Here is a 14,744-nt window from a genome sequence, read left to right as displayed (position 1 = left end):
TTCCCGGGTGTCCCTCAGGACAGGGCGAAGGTGACGCCGGGCGCGGCGGGTGCCTCCGGGCGGGGCAACCAGCGGTCGTCGCTCACCGGGAGTTCGCCGTCGAGCGCGGCCAGCACGGCGTCTCGCGCCAGCGGCAGCGCCTCGGCCACGGTCACGTCCCGCTCGAGTTCGAACGACAGCGAAGTGACGCCCGCGTCGCGGATCCCGCAGGGCACGATCTTGTCGAACGCCGTCAGGTCCGCGTTGCAGTTGAGCTCGAACCCGTGCATGGTCACGCCGCGTTGCACGCGGATGCCGATCGCGGCGATCTTGCGCTCCGGCCCGCGCTCGTCGGCGGGCACCCACACCCCGCTGCGGCCCTCGACCCGGCCGGTGTGCACGCCGAACTGGTCGCACACCTTGATCAGCGCCTCCTCCAGCCGCCGCACGTAGTGCACGACGTCGATCGGGTCGCCGAGCTTGATGATCGGGTACCCGACGAGCTGGCCGGGGCCGTGCCAGGTGATCTTGCCGCCGCGGTCGACGTCGATCACCGGGGTGCCGTCCTGCGGGCGGTCGTCCGGCTCGGTCCGCTTGCCCGCCGTGTACACCGACGGGTGCTCGAGCAGCAGCATGGTGTCCTGGCCGCCGTGGTCGACCCTCGCGTCGACGTAGGACCGCTGGAGCTCCCAGGCTTCGAGGTAGTCGATGCTGCCGATCGGACGGACTTCGACCGGTTCCTTCGTGGCACGGCAAGACGAAACACTCACAAGCCGCAGGTTACGCCGCGTCGGCGCGGGCGGATACGGGTCCCGGTAGGAGCCGCAGCACACTTGCCGCGACCAGGCCCACACCCAGCACCGCGAGTACCGCGCCGACCGTGTCCGTGAGCCAGTGCACGCCCAGCATCAGCCGGGTCAGCGCGACCACCGCTGTCCACACCGACGCCACGAGCGCGACCCGTTTCCCGTACTTCGGCGCCAGCCACACGCACAGCAGCACGGCCGCCAGCCCCGCGCTCGCGGCGGAAACCACGTGCCCGCTCGGGTACGAGAACTCCGCGTACACCCGTGGTCGCACCCGCAGGAACAACGGCTTCCCGACGGGACTGGTGAGCCGGCACAGCCCGTAGACCACGAGCACCCGCACGAGCACGAGCGCCTCGTGCCTGCGCCCGCGGTACACGCACAGGGCCGCCCCGAGCAGCATCCCGACGGCGAACACGGCGGGCAGCACGAGGCCGAGCCAGTCGCTGGCCACCTTCGTCAGCTCGCCGCCCGTGCCGCGCCACCAGCCCTGGAAAGCGCTTGCGACGGACAGGTCGACCCCGAGCGGATGCGCCGTGACCGCGGCTCCCAGTGCCACGAACAACGCCAGCGTCACCACGCCGGTGACGAGCCACCGGATCAACGCGTGGCCGCCAGCGCGGAGTCCAAAGTGGTGTCGGCGAAGGAAAAGCCGGCCTTGGTCAGCACTTCCGGCACCGCGCGCTGCGACACCAGCGCCATCTCGTCCGCGGTCTCGCCCAGCGCGGCCCGCAACGCGAACCCCGGCACCCACCACGGCGCGGGCCGGTGCAGCGCGCGGCCGAGCGCCCGGGTGAACTCGGCGTTCGTCGCCGGGTTCGGGTTGCACAGGTTCACCGGCCCCGCAACGCTTTCGTGCTCGAGCGCGAACCGGACGGCGGAAACCTGGTCGCGCAGGCTGATCCACGGCATGTACTGCCGCCCGGACCCGAGCCTGCCGCCCAAACCCAGCCAGAACAAGGGTTTCAGCGGCTCCAGCAGCCCGCCTCGTCCACTGAGGACCAGGCCGGTGCGCAGGTTCACCACGCGGCTCCCGGCACGCGCGGCGGCACCCGTCGCCGCCTCCCACGCCGCCGCGAGATCGGCCAGAAAGCCTTGCCCGCGCGGGGATTCCTCGGTGACCACGCGATCACCGGTGTCGCCGTAGAAGCCGACCGCGGAAGCGTTCAGCAGCACCGGGATCCGGTGTTCGGCCACGGCCTCGGCGAGCACCTCGGTCGGCTCGACGCGGCTGTCCACGATCATCTGCTTGCGCGCCGCGCTCCAGCGCAGCCCCATCGGCGAACCGCACAGGTTGATCACCGCGTCCACGCCGTCGAGTGCGGTGGCGTCGATCCGCCCGGCAGGCGGATCCCAGGTGTACCGGCCTTTTCCGCGGACCAGCCTGCGCACCTCGTGCCCGGCCCCGCGCAACGCCTCGACCAACGGATCGCCGATGAGCCCGCGGGAGCCCGCGACCAGCACTCGCATAGCCCCAACCTTAGGCGCAACAAAGGGGAGGCGCCCCGCCAACCACGGCGGAGCGCCTCCCCTTCGCTTGACTCAGAGCCCGAGCTCGTCCTCGAAGTGGCCTTCTTCCAGGCGGTTCTTGATCGTCGTCAGGAACCGGCCCGCGTCGGCACCGTCGATGAGGCGGTGGTCGTAGGTCAGCGCCAGGTAGGCCATCGACCGGATCGCGATCGTGTCCTGCCCTTCGGCGTCGGTGACCACGACCGGGCGCTTGACGACCGCGCCGACACCCAGGATCCCGGACTGGGGCTGGTTGATGATCGGCGTGTCGAACAGGGCGCCGTTGCTGCCCAGGTTGGTCACCGTGAAGGTGCCGCCCGAGAGCTCGTCCGGCTTGATCTTGTTGGTGCGCGTGCGGTTCGCGACGTCGGCGATCGCCTGCGCGAGCCCGGCCAGGTTCAGCCCGCCCGCGTTGTGGATCACCGGGGAGACCAGGCCGCGCTCGGTGTCCACCGCGACGGCGAGGTGCTCCTCGCCGAAGTAGGTGATCTCCTTGGTCTCCTCGTTGAGGTAGGCGTTGATGTTCGGGTGCGCCTTGAGCGCCTCCACCGTCGCCTTGGCGAAGAACGGCAGGAACGTCAGCTTGACGCCCTCACGCTCCTGGAACGCGCCCTTGGCCTGCTGGCGCAGCCGCGCCACCTTGGTCACGTCCACTTCGAACACCTGCGTCAGCTGCGCCGAGGTCTGCAGCGACTCACGCGTGCGCTGCGCGATGACCTGCCGGATCCGGCTGGCCTTCTGCACGGTGCCGCGCAGCGCGGCCAGCTCCGGCGAAGCCGCCGGGGCCGGGGCACTCGGACGCTGCTGCTGCGCGGGTGCGCTCGGCGCCGCCGCGGCGGGCTGCTGCTTCTGCTTGGCCTCGGCCGCCGCGAGCACGTCCTGCTTGCGGATGCGGCCGCCGACGCCACTGCCCGTCAGCGAGGCGAGGTCGATGCCGTGCTCGGTGGCCAGCTTGCGGACCAGCGGCGTGACGTACGGGCCGGAACCGTCGCCGTCGGCCTGCGCGGCGGCCGGGGCCGGAGCCTGCGGGGCAGGAGCGGCGGGCTTCGGCGCGGGCGGAGCCGGGGGAGCCGCGGGAGCGGGCTTCGTCTCCTGAACCGGCGCGGGCGCCGGCTCCGGGGCCTTCTGCGGCTCCGGCTCGGGAGCGGGCGCCTGCTTCGCGGGCGCGGCCGAGGCGTCACCGATGACGGCGAGCTGTCCGCCGACCTCGACGGTCTCGTCCTCCGCCACGCTGATCTCCAGCACCGTGCCGGCGACCGGGGAGGGCACCTCGGTGTCGACCTTGTCGGTGGAGATCTCCAGCAGCGGCTCGTCGACCTCGACGGAGTCGCCGACCTGCTTGAGCCAGCGGGTGACGGTGCCTTCCGTGACGCTCTCGCCCAGCTCGGGCAGGGTCACCGGGGTGCCGCTCGCCGAACCGCCACCCGAAGCGGGCTGTGCGGCGGGAGCGGGCTCTTCGGCGGCCGGAGCCGCGGGAGCCTCCTGCTGAGCGGGCTCGGGCGCGGGCTCCGGCTTGCTTTCCTGAGCCGGGGCCGCCGCCTCGCCACCGCCGGAACCGTCGTCGATCACGGCGAGCTCGCCGCCGACCTCGACGGTGTCGTCCTCCTTGGCGACGATCCGGGCCACGACGCCGGCGACCGGCGAGGGAACCTCGGTGTCGACCTTGTCGGTGGAGATCTCCAGTAGCGGCTCGTCCACCGCCACGCTGTCACCTTCCTGCTTCAGCCACCGGGTGACTGTGCCCTCCGTGACGCTCTCCCCGAGCTCCGGCAATGTGACGGAGTAGGCCATCGTTCGCTGACTCCCTTTGAATCTCGTGTTGCTTGGTTTGTGGTCTCGAGAGGTTCGTCAGCTGTGCACGTGCAGCGGTTTGCCCGCGAGGGCAAGGTGTGCTTCGCCGAGGGCCTCGGTCTGGGTCGGGTGCGCGTGGATCAGCGGGGCGACGTCCTCCGGGAAGGCCTCCCAGTTGTAGATCAGCTGGGCCTCGCCGATGAGCTCGCCGACCCGGTCGCCGACCAGGTGCAGGCCGACCACGGGGCCGTCGGGCGCCTTCACCAGCTTCACCGCGCCCGAGGTCTTGAGGATCTGGCTCTTGCCGTTGCCGGCGAGGTCGTAGGTGAAGGTGGTGACGCCGGAGCCGTACTGCTCCTTCGCCGCCGCTTCGGTCAGCCCCACCGAGGCGACCTCCGGGTGCGAGTAGGTGACCCGCGGGATGCCGGCCTCGTCGATCGCGCGCGGGTTCAGCCCGGCGATCTCCTCGGCCACGAAGATGCCCTGCGCGAAGCCGCGGTGCGCGAGCTGCAGGCCGGGCACGATGTCTCCGACCGCGTACACGTTCGGGACGTTGGTGCGGAGCCGGTCGTCGGTCAGGACGAACCCGCGCTCCATGTTCACGCCGGCTTCCTCGTAGCCGTGGCCCGCGGTGTTGGGGCCGCGGCCGACGGCCACCAGCAGCAGATCCGCGTCGAGGGTCTCGCCGGATTCCAGCGAAACGCTCACGCCGTTGTCGTCCTGCTTCGCGCCGGTGAACTTCACGCCCGTCTTGAAGGCGATCTTGCGGCGGCGGAAGGCGCGCTCCAGCTGCTTCGAAGCGAACTCGTCCTCGTTGGGGACCAGCCGCGGCAGCGCCTCGACGATGGTCACGTCCACCCCGAAGGAGGCCCACACGCTGGCGAACTCGACCCCGATCACGCCGCCGCCGAGCACGACGACCTTCTCCGGGATGTAGTCCAGCGACAGCGCCTGCTCGCTCGCGATGATCCGGCCGCCGAGTTCGAGCCCCGGCAGGCTCTTCGAGTACGAACCGGTGGCCAGGATCAGGTTCTTACCGGTGTAGCGCTGGCCGTCGACCTCGACGGTGGTGCCGCCGACGTAGCTCCCGGTGCCCTCGACGAGGGTCACCTTGTGTGCCTTCGCCAGCCCCTGCAGCCCCTTGTAGAGGCGCGAGATGATGGTGTCCTTGTACTTGTTGACGCCCGCGATGTCGACGCCCTCGAGGATGGTCTTGACGCCGAACTGCTCGCCGTCGCGCGCCGAATCGGCGACCTCCGCGGCGTGCAGCAGTGCCTTCGTCGGGATGCAGCCGCGATGCAGGCAGGTGCCGCCCAGTTTGTCCTTCTCCACCAGAATCACGGATTGGCCCAGCTCCGCGGCCCGGAAGGCCGCTGCGTAGCCGCCTGATCCGCCACCAAGGATCACCAGGTCGGCGCCAGCGTCGGTCACTTCATCTCTCCTCGAAGAGCTCGTCGGCGATGCTCGTCTTGTCGGCCGCCCGACGTCGTGTTACGTCGGGGCCCTCATCATCTTGTCACTTGCGCGTTCGCGTCTGCGACCGAGGCGGTAGTGCCGGTGACCACAGCAGGGGGCACTCCGCGGAGTCGGGATAATGGGGGTTGACCGAGGTCGGAGATGGGGTGGTCGAGGTGGGACTATTCAGTTCCCTCCGCAGGAAGAACAGACCGGGCACGATGCGCGGCGCCAGCGAGCGTGACACGAAGCACCTCGAAGAATGGGCCGCCACGCGGCGCGGCGTCGAAGCCTACGTGGAACCCCGCACCACCGTCACGGAGACCACAGTGGTGTTGATCGCCCACGACGGCGAGTGGACCCGCCGCCGCATCGGCAGCCCGGACGCGGCGCAGAGCTTCGGGCGCAAGCGGGGCATCCCGGTGTACGACGTGGCGAAGGTCGGTTATCCGAACCGGATGCGCGAGTACACCCGCCGCATGAAGAAAGCACAGGGCTGACCCCGGGGGCGGACGGAGCCGCCCCCGGCGCGACTCAGCCGTTTTCCGCGATGTCCGCCAAGACGGCGGCGATGGTGCGGACCGGGACACCGGTGCCGCCCTTGCCGGTGTAGCCCCACGGGGAACCGGTGTTGAACGACGGGCCCGCGATGTCGATGTGCGCCCACGGCAGGCCGTCGGCGACGAACTCGCGCAGGAAGATCCCGGCCGCGAGCATCCCGCCCCAGCGTTGTCCCGTCACGTTCGCCAGATCCGCCAGCCGCGAGTCCAGCTCGCCGCGCAGCTCTTCCGGCAGCGGCATCGGCCAGCCGCCCTCACCGGTGGCCTGCGCGGACGCGGCCACCCGGTCCCGGAACTCGTCCGAACCCATGATCCCGGCCGTGCGGTTGCCCAGCGCCACCACCTGCGCGCCGGTCAGCGTGGACGTTTCGATCAGGTAGTCCGGGTCCTCCTCGGCGGCGCGCACGATCGCGTCGGCAAGCACGAGCCTGCCCTCGGCGTCGGTGTTGAGCACCTCGACGGTCTTGCCGCCGTACATGTTCAGCACGTCACCGGGCCGGTACGAGGTGCCGGAAGGCAGGTTCTCCGCCAGCGGGATGTGCGCGGTGACCTCGAGCGGGTACTTGAGCTTCGCCGCCAGCACCACCGAGGCCAGCACGGCGGCCGCGCCGGACATGTCCGAGGTCATGTGGTCCATGCCCGCGGCCGGCTTGATCGAGATGCCGCCCGAGTCGAACGTGATGCCCTTGCCGACGAGCGCGACCTTCTTGGCCGCCTTCGGCCCCTTGTAGCTCACCCGCAGCAGCCGCGGTGGCCGCGAGGAACCGCCGCCGACGCCGAGGATGCCGCCGAAACCCTTGCGCTTCAACGCTTTCTCGTCGAGCACCTCGAACTCGAGGTCGGCCGCCTCGGCGAGCTTCTTCGCGCGCTCGGCGAACGAGGCGGGGAACAGGTCGTTGGGCGGGGTGTTGATCAGGTCGCGCGTGGTGAGCACCGCTTCGGCGATCGCGGTGGCCGCCTTCAGCGTCGCCTTGTGCGCCTTGGTCTGGCCTCCGGCCGGCTGCACGAAGTCCACCGCCGCCACCGGCGCGTCCCCCGGGGACGACTTGTACTCGGTGAACTTGTAGGCGCCCAGCGCGATCCCTTCGACCGCGCCCTGCAGGTCCAGCGAGGACAGCACGACCAGCGCGCGGGCGCTGCCCGCCAGCGCGCGGCCGGCGGCACCGGCGGCGCGGCGGATCTGCTCCTGCGTGACCGAGCCGTCGTCGTCGGGCTTCCCGAGGCCGACGGCCAGCACCACGTCGGCGGTCAGCTTGCCCAGCGCGGGCAGCTTGGTGATCTCTTCGGCCTTGCCGCTCGCGCCGAGCGCGGACAGCACGCTCTCCAGCTTGCCGTCGAAGGCGGCGTCCACGGCTTCGGCGCCGGGCGCGAGCGCGGGTGCCTTCTCACCCTGGAGCACGCCGATCACGACGGCTTCGGCCTTGCTCTTGCCCAGAGCGGCCTCGGCGTTTTCGTACAGGGCAAACTTCGGCACGGTCACTTATGGCTCCTCGCGCGCGGACGTCAGGTGATGGTGAGCCATGCTAATGACGGCGGGGGGAACGCAGAAAGGCAGGTGGCGGGCGTGCAGGTCGGCGCGGGGCTGCTCATCGCGCTGGCCGCGGGAGCGGCGGCCGGCGGCTGGTGGCTGCTGGCCGGGGCGGTGCTGGCCGGCGCGCTCGCCTGGCTCAGGCCGAAGCCCGAAGTCCCGCCTCGCGCGGAGCCGCTCGTCGCGGGCGCGCGGATGGCCGTGCGGCTGGCCGGAGTCCCGTTGTTCGCCTCGGCTTTCGGGGCGTACCTGGTGCCGGAGCAACCCAGGATCGCCGCCGTGGCAGCCGTTCTCGTGGTGGTGATCGCGGACGCGCTCGGCCTCGAGCTGCCCCGGTACGCGCGCGGCTGGCTGCTCGGGATCCTGCTCGCCGGTGCGGCCGGGATCGTGGCGTTGTGCCTGGCGATCTCGCCCGAACGCGGGGTGGGCGGCAACCCGGCCTTCACCGGGATGTTCGCGGCCGGGGCGGTGCTCTTCCCCTTGCTGCGCAAGCGGAATCCCGGCGCGCTCGCCGTTGCGCTCGCGGTCTGCGCCGCCGCGCTCTACCAGCTCGGGCCGGTCCGGCTCGGACTGTCCAAAGTGCCCTTCCGGGACCTGCTGGCCGCTGTGGACGGACAGGCGCTGTACCCGCTGCTGGCCGGAATCGTGGTGATCGCCGTCTTCCCCGCGGCGTTGCAGGCGCTGAGTGAAGCCCGCGCCGAGCTGCCCCGGCGGCAGGGTGCCGTCGCATGTGGACTGGCGGCCGCGGTGGGGGCCGCGCTGCTCGAACCCGAGCAGGCCCTGTTGCTGGCGGCGGCATTGGCGCTGGCCGAGGCGCTCATCGTCAGCTTGCTCACGCTTTCGGCCAAGGGGCGCGACGTGCGGGCCGTGCTCGCCGCCGCGCTGGCCATCACGCTGCTGGCCTGGGTGCCGCCGGTCTACCTGCTGCTGGCCGTGGTCGTGCTGGCCGTCGCCGTCACAGCACGAACGCGAGCACGCTCAGCACCACGTCCACCACGAGCAGGATGACCACCGACTTCACCGGCAGGTCGCGCGGGAAGATCTTGTCGTGCAGGCTCCGCCACCACACGACGCCGAAGACTGCGCCGACCAGGCCGAGGATGCCCCCGAACGCGCTGTCCAGCAGGAGGTAGCCGACCAGGATCAGCGTCCCGGCGCCGTACGTGAGCAACAGGGCGGCGGCGAAGGTGCGGACGTCCGAGCCGGTTCCGGCGGACACACTGTTTCCGGTCACGCCGCTGATCCTAGGGGAGGACGGACGCTCGGACGTCCGACTAAGGGATATCCTGGCCCGTATGACGACCACGATGCCCTTCACCCGTACCCCGAACCCGACTCCCGCTTCCGCGGCGCGGGTAGCCGAGGTACTGGCGAAGCCCGGCTTCGGGACGTACTTCACCGACAACATGGTCAGCGCGCGCTGGAGCACCGAACAGGGCTGGCACGACCTGGCCGTCCGGGCCTACGAGCCGATCACGCTCGACCCGGCCACGTCGGTGCTGCACTACGCGCAGGCGATCTTCGAAGGGCTCAAGGCGTACCGCCAGCCGGACGGCCGCATCGCCGCCTTCCGGCCGGAGGCCAACGCCGCGCGCTTCCGCGACTCGGCCCGCCGCATCGCGATGCCGGAGCTCCCGGACGAGATCTTCCTGGGTTCACTGCGCGAGCTGGTCACCCTCGACGAGCGCTGGGTGCCCACGAACGAGGGCGACACGCTGTACCTGCGCCCGTTCATGATCTCGACGTCGGTGGGCCTCGGCGTGAACGCGCCAGCCAGCGAGTACCTGTACCTGCTCATCGCTTCGCCCGCGGGCAGCTACTTCACCGGCGGCGTGAAGCCGGTGAGCGTGTGGCTGTCCACCGAGTACGTGCGGGCGGCGCCCGGCGGCACCGGGGCGGCGAAGTTCGCGGGCAACTACGCGGCGTCCTTCGTCGCGCAGACGCAGGCGGTGGAGCAGGGCTGCGACCAGGTGGTGTGGCTCGACGCCGCGGAGCGGTACTGGGTCGAGGAGATGGGCGGGATGAACCTGTTCTTCGTCTTCGGCTCCGGCGCGGACGCCCGCGTGGTGACCCCCGAGCTGAGCGGTTCGCTGCTGCCCGGGGTCACCCGCAGCTCGCTGCTGCAGGTGGCGCAGGACTTCGGCCACCAGGTCGAGGAACGCCGGATCTCCACCGAGGAGTGGGAGAAGGCGGCCGCCTCCGGTGAGCTCACCGAGGTGTTCGCCTGCGGCACCGCCGCGGTGATCACGCCGGTCGGCCGCGTCAAGCACGCCGGCGGCGAGTTCCTCGTCAACGGCGGCCAGCCCGGCGAGCTGACCATGAAGCTGCGCGCCGAGCTGACCGGCATCCAGGAGGGCACCCGCCCGGACCCGCACAACTGGATGACCACCTTGTCCTGAACCGTTTTCCCGTGAGGGCCCCGTCCACCAGGACGGGCCCTCACGGCGTTTCGGGCGGCGCGACCCCGGCGCTGTCGTAGGTGGCGACGTCGCTGAGCAGCCGGACAGCCATCGCCAGCACGGGCAGTGCGGTGAGCGCGCCCGCGGCTTCACCGAGCCGGATGCCCAGGTCGAGGATCGGCTTGAGGTCCAGGTGGTCCAGCGCCAGATCGTGCGCCGGCTCCGCGCAGCGGTGCGCGGCCGCCCACCAGCCGCGCGCGTTCGGCGCCAGCTCTTCCGCGACGAGCGCGGCGGCGCTCGCGGCGAGCCCGTCGAGCAGCACCGGCGTGCGGCGGATCGCGGCCTGGGCGAGGAATCCCGTCATAGCGGCGAGATCGGCCCCGGACGCCACGCGCAGCAGAGCCGTCGGGTCGGTCAGCACGGTGCGCGCGCGGCGTAGCGCGTCCCGGATCACGGCGGCCTTGCGCATCCACGCGTTGTCGTCGATGCCGGACCCGCGGCCGACCACGGCGACCGGCTCGGTGCCGGTCAATGCGGCGATCAGCACGGACGACGGCGTGCTCACGCCGACCCCGAGATCACCGGCGATGAGCAGGTCGGCGCCCGCGTCGACCTCGGCGTTGGCGATGTCCACCCCAGCCTGCAGGGCGGCTTCGGTTTCTTCGGGGGAGAGCGCGTCCTCCGTGTCGATCGAGCCGGATCCCTTGCGCACCTTGAATTCCTGCGCCGCCGTCTCGCCGTCGACGGAGATGTCCACCACACGCAGCCCGGCACCCGCGACGGGCGCGAGGGCCGTGGGTACGCCCTCGTCCTTCAGCAGCGCGTTCACCAGCTGCGCCGTCACGCCGGCGGGATAGGCCGAAACGCCTTTGGCCGCAACGCCGTGATCACCGGCGAACACGACCACCCGCGGCCGGGCGACCGGGCGCGGCGGGCAGGTGCCCTGGCACGCGGCGATCCACGCGCCCAGCTCCTCCAGCCTGCCCAGCGATTCCACGGGTTTGATCAGTGTCGCGTGCCGCCGCTTGGCCTCGGCGCGCACGAGCTCGTCGGGGTGGGGGACGTCGGCGAACTCGAGATGACTCACGGCGTCAACCTAGCGCTCTAGGATTTCCGTTGTGACGGAACCTCAGGCGGCCGGTGTCGTGCTCGCCAGCGGAGCGGGCACCAGGGTCGGCGCGAACCTCAACAAGGTGTACCTGCCGTTGTCCGGGCGGCGGGTCGTGTCGTGGTCGCTGGAGGCGTTCGACTCGGCCCCCGACGTGGGCGTGGTCCTGCTGGTGACGCGCCCGCAGGACGCGGAACTGGTGGAAAGCGTGCGGATCCCGGGCCTGGAGGTCGTGCACGGCGGCGCGACGCGGCAGGAGTCGGAGCTGCGCGCGCTGCGTCATCTCGCGGGGCGGATCGAAAGCGGCGAGATCGACTCGGTGCTCTTGCACGACGGAGCGCGGCCGCTCGTCAGCACGAAGCTCATCGAAGCCGTGCTGCGCACCGCGCGCGAGTACGGCGGTGCGATGCCGGGCCTTGCCGCGGACGACATCGTCGCCGCCGACGGCAGCCGCGTGGCCGGGAAGCTGGTGCGCGCCCAGACCCCGCAAGGATTCCGGGCGGCACCGCTGCTCGCCGCCTACGAACAGGCCGCGCGCGAAGGCTTCGACGGGACGGACACCGCGTCGGTCATGGAGCGCTACTCGTCGCTGCCGGTGCACTGGGTGCCGGGCGAGGAGCAGAACTTCAAGGTCACCTACGCGCACGACCTGGCCGTGGCGGAACAGATGCTGGCTTAGACGGGCGTCTCGCGTGGGTCGTCCACGACGACGCCTTCGAGGGCTTCGTCGATCGCCTTCAGCAGGTCGTCGTCCAGTTTCACGCCGGCGGCCTTGACGTTCTCGTGCACCTGCTCCGGGCGGGAGGCGCCGATGATCGCCGACGAGACGTTCGGGTTCTGCAGCACCCAGGCGACAGCCAGCTGCGCGAGCGACAACCCGGCCTGCGCGGCCAGCGGCTCCAGCTTCTGCACGCGCTCGAGGACCTCGTCGCGCAGGAACCGCGTCACGGTGCGCGCGCCGCCGTTCTCGTCCGTCGCCCGTGAACCGGCGGGCGGCGGCTGGCCCGGCTTGTACTTGCCGGTGAGCACGCCCTGCGCGATCGGGGACCAGACGATCTGGCCGAGCCCCTCCTGCTCCGATGCGGGCACCACCTTGGACTCGATGACCCGCCACAGCATGTTGTACTGCGGCTGGTTGGAGATCAGCGGAATCCGGAACTCGCGGGCGAGGGCCGCGCCGCGCATGATCTGCTCGGCCGTCCACTCCGAGACGCCGAGGTAGAGCACCTTGCCCTGGTGGACAAGGTCGGCGAAGGCGCTGAACGTCTCCTCCAGCGGGACCGTCTTGTCGAACCGGTGCGCCTGGTAGAGGTCGATGTGGTCGGTCTGCAGCCGCCGCAGCGAGGCGTTGCAGGACTCGATGATGTGCTTGCGGCTCAGGCCGCGGTCGTTCGGCCCCTTGGGCCCGGTCGGCGCGAAGACCTTCGTCGCGATCTCCAGGCTCTCCCGTCGCTGCCCGGCCAGCCCGCGCCCCAGCACGGACTCGGCGGCGGTGTTCGCGTAGACGTCAGCGGTGTCGAAGGTCGTGATGCCCGCTTCCAGCGCGGCCTTGATGCAGGCCTGCGCCTGCTCCTCCTCGATCTGCGAACCGTGGGTGAGCCAGTTCCCGTAGGAGATCTCACTCACGGAGAGGCCACTGCGGCCGAGACGGCGAAATTCCATGCCGCCAGCCTAGCCCAGACCTTTCGCATAGCTAACTACCTGGAGCTGCTCCAGGCGAGCTGCGTGAGATAGCGCTTCCGGACCCGGCCGCCGCCGATCAGCTCGGTGAGGCAGCGGAACAGCCCGGCCCGCGCGTCGGCCGGGAGCGCCCAGTGGCACACATGCCGTGCGAAACGGACGAACCCCGAAATAGTCGGAGGCCACGAATTCGCTTTCGTGGCAAGGAGTTCGGAGGGGGCTGGAGTAGCGCGTCATGTGCGACCTCGACCCCGGGGAATCCGGCGAGCTTGCGCCGCGCGACAGCCGCCATCCCGGCGCCGAGATCCACCGCCGTGATCGTGTGGCCCGCCCGCGCCAGTGGCACAGTCAGCTGGCCCGTGCCGCAGCCGATTTCGAGCACCCGCCGCCCGAGCAGGGGCTCCAGATCGCCGAACAGCGCGGCCGGATAGCCAGGACGGGCGCGGTCGTAGGCCTCCGCGTCCTCGTCGAAAGTGGTGCGCAGTCGCTCGCGGCTGATCACTCAGTTGACGGCGTCGCCGGGCTTCACGCGGGGTTTGGGCATCCGGAGCTTCCGCACCTGGCTAGCCCGCACGAACGCGTACCAGCCGATGGACCGGCCGTTGATCGTCTCCTTCGGGAACTTCTCCCGCGCGAGCTTCGCGATGCGGCGCCCGGACATGAAGCCCTCGACCACCATCCCGAGCAAAAGCAGCGTGCACAGCAGGGTGGCGTACTGCTGGATCGCCGGGTACGGCACGAGCAGCGCGATGAACACCAACACGGCCAGCGGCATGAACAGCCCCAGCAGGTTGCGCCGCGAGTCGACCAGGTCGCGCACGTACGCCTTGACCGGGCCCTTGTCCCGCGGCAGCAGGTAGCGCTCGTCACCCGCGGCCATCCGCGCCTGGCGTTCCTGCCGCTTCGCCCGCGCCTCTTCCTTGCTCTGCGGGTTCGACTTGCGCAGTTCCTTGTTGCGCTTCATCGCCTCACGCGTGGTGCGCGGGGGCGGCGCGATCGGGCCGCGGCGTTTGCCCTCGGCCTCGCGCCGGCTCGGGGTGGCCCGGCCCTTGCCCGGGGTGTACCCGCGATTGTGAGATTCGACGCTTTCGGCGCCCTCGGCGGCCTCGGCGTCCGGGGTGTCTTCGGTGGCAGTGCCGTTTCGGCGCAGGAACCTCACCCGTCCAGGATATTCCAGACCTTCGCGCTGGTGTTCGCCCGGTCGTGACATGTGCGACCATGAGGGCTGGGAACAGAACGGATGACCGCGGTGTTGACCTGGTTGCAGGAGGCATCCGTATTCGCCACAGCAACACCTGAGGGAGAGCCATGACGACCGCTGAGACCGGCGCCCCGCAGACCGAGGCCACTCACGGCGTGACCTTGACCGACGCGGCAGCCGCGAAGGCCAAGGCCCTGCTGGAGCAGGAGGGCCGCGACGACATGCACCTGCGCATCGCCGTTCAGCCCGGTGGCTGCGCCGGCCTGCGCTACCAGCTGTTCTTCGACGAGCGCGAGCTCGACGGCGACCTGTTCCGCGACTTCGACGGGCTGCGTGTGGCCGTCGACAGGATGAGCTCGCCGTACGTGCAGGACGCGGTGATCGACTTCGTGGACTCGATCGAGAAGCAGGGCTTCACGATCGACAACCCGAACGCCACCGGTTCCTGCGCCTGTGGAGATTCCTTCCACTGACACAAGGCACATAGAAAGAGGGGGCGCCGTCAGACGGTGCCCCCTCTTTCTATGTGCTCTCAGGCTTTCTATGTGCTCTCAGGCGTAGTCCTCCAGGCCGGCCACCTGGGAATGGCAGGTCTCGTCCACCGTCCACTGCCGCGGGGCGGGCGGCCGCGGCGCCACGTCGCGGCGAACCCGCAGGTCGGCCGGGATGTCGGCGCAGTCACTGATCAGCTCGGCCAGGTTTTCCGGCTCTGTCGTGGTTTCCACCCC

General features: G+C 70.8%; 17 protein-coding genes. 5 read left to right on the top strand and 12 right to left on the bottom strand.

What is annotated here, in order from left to right:
- Positions 1-14: 14 nt before the first annotated feature.
- The 5 genes from lipB to lpdA form a co-directional block, all read right to left on the bottom strand.
- Positions 15-749, bottom strand: coding sequence for a lipoyl(octanoyl) transferase LipB (lipB, locus tag FPZ12_RS32205; protein WP_144750857.1), 735 nt, complete (start codon positions 747-749; stop codon positions 15-17).
- Positions 750-759: 10 nt separating this feature from the next.
- Positions 760-1,389 (bottom strand): phosphatase PAP2 family protein, encoded by a 630-nt coding sequence (locus tag FPZ12_RS32200; protein ID WP_144750859.1) that lies wholly within the window; start codon positions 1,387-1,389, stop codon positions 760-762.
- Entirely contained in the window at positions 1,386-2,255 is an 870-nt protein-coding gene (locus tag FPZ12_RS32195; RefSeq protein ID WP_144750861.1) for a TIGR01777 family oxidoreductase, read from the bottom strand. Before FPZ12_RS32195 ends, FPZ12_RS32200 begins: the two co-directional genes overlap by 4 nt.
- A 72-nt stretch (positions 2,256-2,327) precedes the next feature.
- Positions 2,328-4,085: a 2-oxoglutarate dehydrogenase, E2 component, dihydrolipoamide succinyltransferase gene (sucB, locus tag FPZ12_RS32190; RefSeq protein ID WP_144750864.1), complete on the bottom strand. Its 1,758-nt coding sequence runs from the start codon at positions 4,083-4,085 to the stop codon at positions 2,328-2,330.
- Positions 4,086-4,142: 57 nt separating this feature from the next.
- Complete coding sequence (gene lpdA / locus FPZ12_RS32185; RefSeq protein WP_144750865.1) at positions 4,143-5,516, bottom strand: dihydrolipoyl dehydrogenase; 1,374 nt, start codon at positions 5,514-5,516, stop codon at positions 4,143-4,145.
- A gap of 191 nt (positions 5,517-5,707) precedes the next feature.
- Between lpdA and FPZ12_RS32180 the strand changes: the two genes are divergently transcribed.
- Positions 5,708-6,040 carry an oxidoreductase gene (locus FPZ12_RS32180; RefSeq protein ID WP_144750917.1) on the top strand — a complete coding sequence of 111 codons (333 nt, stop codon included), beginning with the start codon at positions 5,708-5,710 and terminating at the stop codon, positions 6,038-6,040.
- A gap of 34 nt (positions 6,041-6,074) precedes the next feature.
- Here FPZ12_RS32180 and FPZ12_RS32175 read toward each other — a convergent pair whose 3' ends face one another.
- A complete protein-coding gene (locus FPZ12_RS32175; RefSeq protein WP_144750868.1) occupies positions 6,075-7,580 on the bottom strand; it encodes a leucyl aminopeptidase in 1,506 nt (501 codons plus the stop codon).
- An 84-nt stretch (positions 7,581-7,664) separates the two neighbouring features.
- Here FPZ12_RS32175 and FPZ12_RS32170 point away from each other — a divergent pair, with 84 nt between their 5' ends.
- Positions 7,665-8,636 carry a hypothetical protein gene (locus FPZ12_RS32170; protein ID WP_243770139.1) on the top strand — a complete coding sequence of 324 codons (972 nt, stop codon included), beginning with the start codon at positions 7,665-7,667 and terminating at the stop codon, positions 8,634-8,636.
- On the opposite strand, the gene FPZ12_RS32165 is transcribed toward FPZ12_RS32170, so the two are convergent.
- Positions 8,584-8,862, bottom strand: a complete 279-nt coding sequence (locus tag FPZ12_RS32165) for a hypothetical protein (protein WP_243770138.1) — start codon at positions 8,860-8,862, stop codon at positions 8,584-8,586. The genes FPZ12_RS32170 and FPZ12_RS32165 overlap by 53 nt on opposite strands.
- 61 nt (positions 8,863-8,923) lie before the next feature.
- On the opposite strand from FPZ12_RS32165, the gene FPZ12_RS32160 reads away from it, so the two are divergent.
- Positions 8,924-10,027: a branched-chain amino acid aminotransferase gene (locus FPZ12_RS32160; protein WP_144750872.1), complete on the top strand. Its 1,104-nt coding sequence runs from the start codon at positions 8,924-8,926 to the stop codon at positions 10,025-10,027.
- 40 nt (positions 10,028-10,067) lie between these two features.
- Here the strand turns inward: FPZ12_RS32160 and cobT are convergent, their stop codons facing one another.
- Positions 10,068-11,114 (bottom strand): nicotinate-nucleotide--dimethylbenzimidazole phosphoribosyltransferase, encoded by a 1,047-nt coding sequence (gene cobT, locus FPZ12_RS32155; RefSeq protein ID WP_144750874.1) that lies wholly within the window; start codon positions 11,112-11,114, stop codon positions 10,068-10,070.
- A 22-nt stretch (positions 11,115-11,136) separates the two neighbouring features.
- On the opposite strand from cobT, the gene FPZ12_RS32150 reads away from it, so the two are divergent.
- Complete coding sequence (locus FPZ12_RS32150; RefSeq protein ID WP_144750876.1) at positions 11,137-11,814, top strand: IspD/TarI family cytidylyltransferase; 678 nt, start codon at positions 11,137-11,139, stop codon at positions 11,812-11,814.
- Here the strand turns inward: FPZ12_RS32150 and FPZ12_RS32145 are convergent.
- The 3 genes from FPZ12_RS32145 to FPZ12_RS32135 all read right to left on the bottom strand — a co-directional run bounded on the left by FPZ12_RS32145 (position 11,811) and on the right by FPZ12_RS32135 (position 13,974).
- Entirely contained in the window at positions 11,811-12,797 is a 987-nt protein-coding gene (locus tag FPZ12_RS32145) for an aldo/keto reductase family protein (RefSeq protein WP_144750878.1), read from the bottom strand. The two genes, FPZ12_RS32150 and FPZ12_RS32145, sit on opposite strands and share 4 nt — an antisense overlap.
- A gap of 97 nt (positions 12,798-12,894) precedes the next feature.
- Complete coding sequence (locus FPZ12_RS32140) at positions 12,895-13,317, bottom strand: class I SAM-dependent methyltransferase (RefSeq protein WP_144750880.1); 423 nt, start codon at positions 13,315-13,317, stop codon at positions 12,895-12,897.
- Entirely contained in the window at positions 13,318-13,974 is a 657-nt protein-coding gene (locus FPZ12_RS32135; protein WP_166462976.1) for a DUF3043 domain-containing protein, read from the bottom strand.
- 149 nt (positions 13,975-14,123) lie between these two features.
- On the opposite strand from FPZ12_RS32135, the gene FPZ12_RS32130 reads away from it, so the two are divergent.
- A complete protein-coding gene (locus tag FPZ12_RS32130) occupies positions 14,124-14,489 on the top strand; it encodes a HesB/IscA family protein (protein WP_144750885.1) in 366 nt (121 codons plus the stop codon).
- A gap of 78 nt (positions 14,490-14,567) precedes the next feature.
- Here FPZ12_RS32130 and FPZ12_RS45800 read toward each other — a convergent pair whose 3' ends face one another.
- Positions 14,568-14,741: a hypothetical protein gene (locus tag FPZ12_RS45800; RefSeq protein WP_166462975.1), complete on the bottom strand. Its 174-nt coding sequence runs from the start codon at positions 14,739-14,741 to the stop codon at positions 14,568-14,570.
- Positions 14,742-14,744: the final 3 nt, after the last annotated feature.

Source organism: Amycolatopsis acidicola (genome assembly GCF_007713735.2).
In the GTDB taxonomy this organism is placed as follows: Bacteria; Actinomycetota; Actinomycetes; order Mycobacteriales; family Pseudonocardiaceae; genus Amycolatopsis_E; species Amycolatopsis_E acidicola.
The sequence above is the reverse complement of the archived record's forward strand: the minus strand, read 5'-3'. Positions and strand labels throughout refer to the sequence as shown.

Bases quoted from the DNA above. Each gene is read 5' to 3' on its own strand.
- FPZ12_RS32195 (WP_144750861.1), bottom strand. From the start codon at position 2,255: ATGCGAGTGCTGGTCGCGGGCTCCCGCGGGCTCATCGGCGATCCGTTG.
- sucB (WP_144750864.1), bottom strand. From the start codon at position 4,085: ATGGCCTACTCCGTCACATTGCCGGAGCTCGGGGAGAGCGTCACGGAG.
- FPZ12_RS32160 (WP_144750872.1), top strand. From the start codon at position 8,924: ATGACGACCACGATGCCCTTCACCCGTACCCCGAACCCGACTCCCGCT.
- FPZ12_RS32145 (WP_144750878.1), bottom strand. From the start codon at position 12,797: ATGGAATTTCGCCGTCTCGGCCGCAGTGGCCTCTCCGTGAGTGAGATC.
- FPZ12_RS32130 (WP_144750885.1), top strand. From the start codon at position 14,124: ATGACGACCGCTGAGACCGGCGCCCCGCAGACCGAGGCCACTCACGGC.